General features: G+C 42.3%; 7 protein-coding genes. 6 read left to right on the top strand and 1 reads right to left on the bottom strand.

The window, feature by feature from the left end; all coding sequences use genetic code 11:
* The first annotated feature begins 280 nt into the window (after positions 1-280).
* Complete coding sequence (gene rpsO / locus SMIDD26_RS07250; protein WP_001018251.1) at positions 281-550, top strand: 30S ribosomal protein S15; 270 nt, start codon at positions 281-283, stop codon at positions 548-550.
* A gap of 555 nt (positions 551-1,105) precedes the next feature.
* The gene (locus tag SMIDD26_RS07245) at positions 1,106-1,726 is read left to right on the top strand and encodes a CadD family cadmium resistance transporter (RefSeq protein WP_045611205.1); all 621 of its coding nucleotides are present in this window, start codon (positions 1,106-1,108) and stop codon (positions 1,724-1,726) included.
* A 232-nt stretch (positions 1,727-1,958) separates the two neighbouring features.
* Here SMIDD26_RS07245 and SMIDD26_RS07240 read toward each other — a convergent pair whose 3' ends face one another.
* Positions 1,959-2,708 carry a lysophospholipid acyltransferase family protein gene (locus SMIDD26_RS07240; protein ID WP_061439695.1) on the bottom strand — a complete coding sequence of 250 codons (750 nt, stop codon included), beginning with the start codon at positions 2,706-2,708 and terminating at the stop codon, positions 1,959-1,961.
* A gap of 132 nt (positions 2,709-2,840) precedes the next feature.
* Between SMIDD26_RS07240 and SMIDD26_RS07235 the strand changes: the two genes are divergently transcribed.
* The 4 genes from SMIDD26_RS07235 to SMIDD26_RS07220 form a co-directional block, all read left to right on the top strand.
* Positions 2,841-5,177: a cation-translocating P-type ATPase gene (locus tag SMIDD26_RS07235; RefSeq protein WP_061439790.1), complete on the top strand. Its 2,337-nt coding sequence runs from the start codon at positions 2,841-2,843 to the stop codon at positions 5,175-5,177.
* Positions 5,178-5,278: 101 nt separating this feature from the next.
* A complete protein-coding gene (locus SMIDD26_RS07230) occupies positions 5,279-5,956 on the top strand; it encodes a tRNA (adenine(22)-N(1))-methyltransferase (protein ID WP_061439694.1) in 678 nt (225 codons plus the stop codon).
* Positions 5,943-6,740, top strand: coding sequence for a Nif3-like dinuclear metal center hexameric protein (locus SMIDD26_RS07225; RefSeq protein ID WP_061439693.1), 798 nt, complete (start codon positions 5,943-5,945; stop codon positions 6,738-6,740). Before SMIDD26_RS07230 ends, SMIDD26_RS07225 begins: the two co-directional genes overlap by 14 nt.
* A 16-nt stretch (positions 6,741-6,756) precedes the next feature.
* Positions 6,757-6,993 (top strand): FAD-dependent oxidoreductase (locus SMIDD26_RS07220; protein ID WP_167747497.1); only part of this gene is annotated, 237 nt, incomplete at its 3' end.

Below are 6,993 nucleotides of genomic sequence, written 5' to 3'. Positions count from 1 at the left end.
CCAACTGATAAAGCGGCCAAATAAAAAGAAAAATATGACCAGATAGTAGGGGAGATGGGAGTAGAATCTACGCATGATAATCACCTCGTTTTAAAATAACAGACAACTTGGCTATCTTTCTATGTGTATTATAGCATATTTAAAACAAGAAAGTAAATCTGTTGACAAAGAAGTTAGTTATTGGTAGAATAGGGATTGTCGTAATGACAAATAACTTCTTCTTGGTTACAGGCATGCCAACCTGTCACTCGGATGAAGCCAAATAAAAAGGAGAAACATCATGGCAATCTCAAAAGAGAAAAAAAATGAAATCATTGCACAATATGCACGTCACGAAGGTGATACAGGTTCAGTAGAGGTTCAAGTTGCTGTCCTTACTTGGGAAATCAACCACCTTAACGAACACATCAAACAACACAAAAAAGACCACGCTACTTACCGTGGATTGATGAAAAAAATCGGTCGCCGTCGTAACTTGCTTGCATACTTGCGTAAAAACGACGTTAACCGTTACCGTGAGTTGATCAACTCTCTAGGACTTCGTCGCTAATTCAAGATACAAAGGCCGTCAAAAGCACAAAGCAAAAATAGGAAAATTGACGAAGAAACTTCAGTTTCTAGGAGATTTTATCTTTTTTGCCAAGTGCTTAGGCCGTGTTCAATTGAGCATATCTTGATAATGAAGCTACTCTAAATTGGGTAGCTTTTTTGTATGGATTTTAGACAGAGCTCAAGTTAGCTCTCTGATTTTCAGAGGTTTTTTTTATTGAGGTTTTATCGGTCACAATTTTGGAGACTACAAAAACATCAAATGGTATCAGCTAATTACACCATAAAGGTGCGTAGCTACTCGGCTTGAAAAGCCGAGTAACTGTCTGCAAGCCCCCTCGGAGAGCCCACACTTTACGAAGTAAAGTATAATATGTTATACTTTACATGGAAGTAGTCACCGAATTCCAGTTAGAAATTACTTTGTAACTACGTTTTGAGGAGGAGTAAAATGCTTTCCTATGTTCGACATTACCCACTAGCGATAGCTAAATTAATGTGTCTGTGCTCTCCTAAAATCTGCTGATTTATTACTGACCAATACAGGAGGTTTTTTATGGGACAGACAATCATATCTGCTATTGGTGTTTATATTTCCACCAGTATCGATTATTTAATTATTTTATTTATTTTATTTGCACAGCTATCACAGAATAAACAAAAATGGCATATTTATGCGGGGCAATATCTAGGCACAGGCTTACTTGTAGGGGCGAGTTTAGTTGCTGCTTATGTCGTTAATTTCGTGCCTGAAGAATGGATGGTTGGATTGCTTGGTTTAATCCCTATCTATTTAGGGATTCGCTTTGCAATTGTTGGAGAAGGTGAGGAAGAAGAGGAAGAAGAGGAAGAAATTATTGAAAGATTAGAACAAAGCAAGGCAAATCAACTGTTTTGGACAGTTACATTGCTAACAATTGCGTCTGGCGGAGATAATTTAGGTATCTATATACCTTATTTTGCTTCATTAGATTGGTCACAGACCCTCGTGGCCTTGCTTGTGTTTGTAATCGGCATAATTATCTTATGCGAGATTAGTCGGGTGTTATCCTCTATTCCCTTAATATTCGAGACAATTGAAAAATACGAGCGAATCATTGTGCCCTTAGTATTCATTCTACTTGGACTATACATCATGTATGAAAATGGCACGATAGAGACTTTTCTGATTGTGTAGATTTTTTTGTTTCACTAGGATTTTAGCCCGGGCTCAAATCAGCTCTCTGATTTTCAGAGGGCTTTTTACGTTGTCATTTTACCTCGATATACTCAAGTATAATCTTCGGTTACGGTTCCTAGCATTGTAAGGTAAAATAAACCAGCTTTTCTCCCTACGGGGGGATTTTTTTGTTGCATGAATTTTTCATTTATATAAAAAACCTTGGCCGTTTGACCAAGGTTCATTTCTTCTATGCAAGTTTTTCTCTTTTCTTATCTGGATTCCAGATGAAGCTTGCGATAAAGCTAAAGATGATGGTTAGGATAGCGAGGATAATGGCAAGGATGAGAGCAGGGATGCGAATAAACCACCAGAGTGGATTTGGTTTTTTATTATTGTGCCATTGTTTGGTTTCTTGGTCCAGACGTTGGAATTCCGTTTGGATACGATTGGCGACTGTTTCAATGCCTTCATCATTCATTTTCTTGATATCTGAGATATCAATTGGATTTCCAAAGTTCATATCGACACGCTCACGGCTAACTAAGCCCTTCAAAGTCATGGGACCTGTGTAGGTAACAGGCATGATACGGACCTTGGCCATTTTGGCAATCAGGGCAACTCCACCCTTGACATCGTTTGAGTGACGGCTCCCACTTGGAAACATGATGAGAGAGCGATCACTTTTTTTGAGAACATTGATAGGGTATTTGATGGCTGAGGCGCTAGGATTTTCCCGGTCGATAGGAAAGGCACCACACATACGAATCCACCAACCAAAAATACGGTTGGTAAAGAGTTCTTTTTTGGCCATAAAGATGAACTGTTTTGGCTTGGTCGCAAAGGCCATGTAAACAGGATCCCACCAGGTACGGTGAGGTGCAACCAAAATATAATTTTCATCTTGATTAGGAATTTTATCAGTATTATGATAGTGGGCATTGCCATTGATAGACCATAGGAGCAAGACAACCAATCCACGTAAATAAGTATAAAACATGCGATCTCCTTCGATTCTTTTCTTGTTATTATTATACCTTATCAAAGGAGGGCTGGCAAACTTTTCCCTTGACTAGGTGTATATTTGGGATGAGATTAGAATTCTGTTAAAAAAAATGATATGATAGAATTTATGGATAAAAATAAGATTATGGGATTAACCCAAAGAGAAGTCAAGGAAAGACAGGCTAAGGGCTTGGTCAATGATTTTACTGCTTCGGCCAGTACCAGCACTTGGCAAATCGTTAAACGAAATGTCTTTACCCTTTTTAACGCTTTGAACTTTGCCATTGCTTTGGCACTAGCCTTTGTGCAGGCTTGGAGCAATCTGGTCTTCTTTGCCGTTATCTGCTTTAACGCTTTTTCTGGAATTGTGACCGAGCTGCGGGCTAAACACATGGTGGACAAGCTCAATCTCATGACTAAGGAAAAGGTCAAGACTATTCGTGATGGCCAAGAAGTGGCTCTGAATCCTGAAGAATTGGTGTTAGGAGATGTGATTCGTCTGTCTGCAGGAGAGCAGATTCCTAGTGATGCCTTGGTTTTGGAAGGCTTTGCGGAAGTCAATGAAGCCATGTTAACGGGGGAAAGTGATTTGGTGCAAAAGGAAGTTGACGCCTTGCTTTTGTCAGGAAGTTTCCTAGCCAGTGGGGCAGTTTTAGCTCGTGTCCATCATGTAGGTGCAGACAATTATGCTGCCAAACTCATGCTAGAAGCTAAGACAGTGAAACCGATCAACTCCCGTATCATGAAATCGCTGGACAGGTTAGCTGGTTTTACTGGGAAGATTATCATTCCTTTTGGTCTGGCTCTCCTGCTGGAAGCCTTGATTTTAAAAGGCCTGCCTCTCAAGTCATCCGTTGTAAACTCGTCGACAGCCCTTCTGGGAATGTTGCCTAAGGGAATTGCCCTTTTGACCATTGCTTCGCTCTTGACTGCAGTGATTAAGCTGGGCTTGAAAAAGGTCTTGGTTCAGGAGATGTACTCTGTTGAGACCTTGGCACGCGTGGATATGCTCTGTTTGGACAAGACGGGTACCATCACCCAAGGAAAGATGCAGGTGGAGGCTGTCCTTCCTCTGACGGAAACTTATGGTGAAGAGACTATTGCCAGCATCCTGACCAGCTACATAGCCCATAGTGAGGATAAAAATCCAACTGCCCAAGCTATTCGACAGCGTTTCCAAGGCCAAGTAGCCTATCCTATGCTCTCTAATCTTCCTTTCTCAAGCGACCGCAAGTGGGGAGCCATGGAGTTAGAAGGTTTGGGAACAGTTTTCTTAGGGGCGCCTGAGATGTTGCTGGATTCTGAGGTCCCAGAAGCCAGAGAGGCCTTGGAGAGAGGGTCACGTGTCTTGGTCTTAGCTCTCAGTCAGGAGAAATTAGACCATCACAAACCACAGAAACTATCTGATATTCAGGCTCTGGCCTTGCTGGAAATCTTGGACCCGATTCGAGAGGGAGCAGCAGAGACGCTGGACTATCTCCGTTCTCAGGAAGTGGGCCTCAAGATTATCTCTGGTGACAATCCAGTTACGGTATCCAGCATTGCTCAGAAGGCTGGTTTTGCGGACTACCACAGCTATGTAGATTGCTCGAAAATTACGGATGAGGAATTGGTTGCTATGGCTGAGGAGACAGCTATTTTCGGACGTGTTTCCCCTCATCAAAAGAAACTCATCATCCAAACGCTGAAAAAAGCGGGTTATACAACGGCTATGACAGGAGACGGAGTCAATGATATCCTGGCCCTTCGTGAGGCGGATTGTTCTATCGTGATGGCTGAGGGAGACCCGGCAACACGTCAGATTGCCAATCTGGTTCTCTTGAACTCTGACTTTAATGATGTTCCTGAGATTCTCTTTGAAGGTCGTCGTGTGGTCAATAACATTGCCCACATCGCCCCGATTTTCTTGATAAAGACCATCTATTCCTTCCTGTTAGCAGTTATCTGTATCGCCAGTGCTTTACTAGGTCGGTCTGAGTGGATCTTGATTTTTCCCTTCATTCCAATCCAGATTACCATGATTGACCAGTTCGTGGAAGGTTTCCCACCATTCGTTCTGACTTTTGAGCGAAATATCAAACCTGTTGAGCCAAACTTTCTCAGAAGATCCATGCTTCGTGCTCTACCAAGTGCTCTCATGGTCGTCTTCAGCGTTCTTTTTGTGAAAATATTTGGAACGAGCCAAGGTTGGTCTGAGTTAGAAATTTCAACTCTACTCTATTATCTCTTGGGGTCAATTGGTTTCTTATCCGTATTTAGAGCCTGCATGCCATTCACTCTCTGGCGTGTCCTCTTGATTGTTTGGTCAGTAGGAGGCTTCCTAGCCACAGCTCTCTTCCCAAGAATTCAAAAACTGCTTGAAATTTCAACCTTAACAGGACAAACATTACCTGTTTATGGTGTCATGATGTTGGTCTTTACCGTGATTTTCATCCTGACTAGTCGCTATCAAGCCAGAAAATAAAGAAAGGCTGCAATCTGTGGATTGCGGTCTTTTTAGGTACAAGATTGCTAGCTGAAATGTGGTATAATAAGAGGTAATAGAGTTTTGGAAAGTGAGAGAAGATGATTTCAAAGAGATTAGAATTAGTGGCTTCCTTTGTGCCACAGGGAGCCATTTTACTAGATGTGGGGAGTGACCATGCTTATCTGCCTATCGAGTTGGTCGAAAGAGGACAAATCAAAAGTGCCATTGCAGGTGAGGTGGTGGAAGGTCCCTATCAGTCTGCGGTCAAAAATGTTGAGGCTCACGGCCTAAAGGAAAAAATCCAGGTTCGTTTAGCCAATGGCTTGGCAGCTTTTGAAGAGACTGACCAAGTGTCTGTCATTACCATTGCTGGTATGGGTGGTCGTTTGATTGCTAGGATATTGGAAGAAGGCTTGGACAAGTTAGCTAATGTAGAGCGTTTGATCCTCCAGCCTAATAATCGTGAAGACGATTTGCGTATCTGGTTACAAGAGAACGGATTTCAGATTGTAGCTGAAAGCATCTTAGAAGAAGCTGGCAAGTTTTACGAGATTTTGGTGGTGGAAGCAGGACAAATGAAACTATCAGCCAGTGATGTTCGATTTGGATCTTTCTTGTCCAAAGAAGTCAGCCCAGTCTTTGTCCAAAAATGGCAAAAAGAAGCTGTTAAGCTAGAGTTTGCCCTCGGACAAATCCCAGAAAAAAATATAGAGGAGCGTCAAGTTTTAGTAGATAAAATTCAAGCCATCAAGGAGGTTCTCCATGCTAGCAAGTGAAGTAATTAACGCATATGAAGCCTTTTGCCCTCAGGAATTTTCCATGGAGGGAGACAGCCGTGGTCTGCAAATTGGCACTTTGGACAAGGAGATCCACAGTGTCATGGTTGCCCTCGATATTCGTGAAGAAACGGTGGCTGAAGCTATTGAAAAGGGTGTGAATTTGATTATCGTCAAGCACGCACCGATTTTCCGTCCCATCAAGGATTTGGTAGCTAGCCGTCCGCAAAATCAGATTTATATCGATCTGATAAAGCATGACATTGCAGTTTATGTCAGCCATACCAATATTGACATCGCTGAAAATGGCCTCAATGACTGGTTCTGCCAGATATTAGGAATCGAGGAGACGACTTATCTACAGGAGACAGGTCCAGAACGTGGAATTGGTCGTATTGGGAATGTTCAGCCTCAGACATTTGGAGAATTAGCCCAACATGTCAAGCAAGTCTTTGGTCTATATAGCCTTCGAATGGTGCATTATCAAGAGAATGACTTGCAGAAGCCTATTTCAAGAGTGGCTATCTGCGGTGGTAGCGGGCAGTCTTTCTATAAGGATGCTTTAGCTAAAGGAGCGGATGTCTATATCACTGGTGATATTTACTACCACACTGCCCAGGATATGTTGTCTGATGGCTTGCTAGCATTGGACCCAGGTCACTATATCGAAGTGCTTTTTGTAGAAAAAATTGCAGCACTACTTACTCAATGGAAGGAAGAAAAGGGCTGGGATATTGATATCTTGCCTAGTCAGGCATCGACCAATCCTTTTCACCATATCTAGTTAGAAAGTGAAAACAATGAAAAAAGTTGCCATTATCGGAGCAGGGATTGTAGGTGCAACAGCTGCCTACTACCTCTCTAAAGAAAGTGACCTAGAAGTAACCGTTTTTGACCATGGACAAGGTCAAGCTACCAAGGCGGCAGCAGGAATTATTAGTCCTTGGTTTTCCAAACGCCGCAATAAAGCCTGGTACAAAATGGCGCGCTTGGGGGCTGATTTTTATGTTAATTTGTTGACTGATTTAGAAAAGTCG

Origin of the sequence: Streptococcus mitis (genome assembly GCF_001579035.1) — a bacterium.
GTDB classification, from domain to species: Bacteria; Bacillota; Bacilli; order Lactobacillales; family Streptococcaceae; genus Streptococcus; species Streptococcus mitis_J.
The sequence above is the reverse complement of the archived record's forward strand: the minus strand, read 5'-3'. Positions and strand labels throughout refer to the sequence as shown.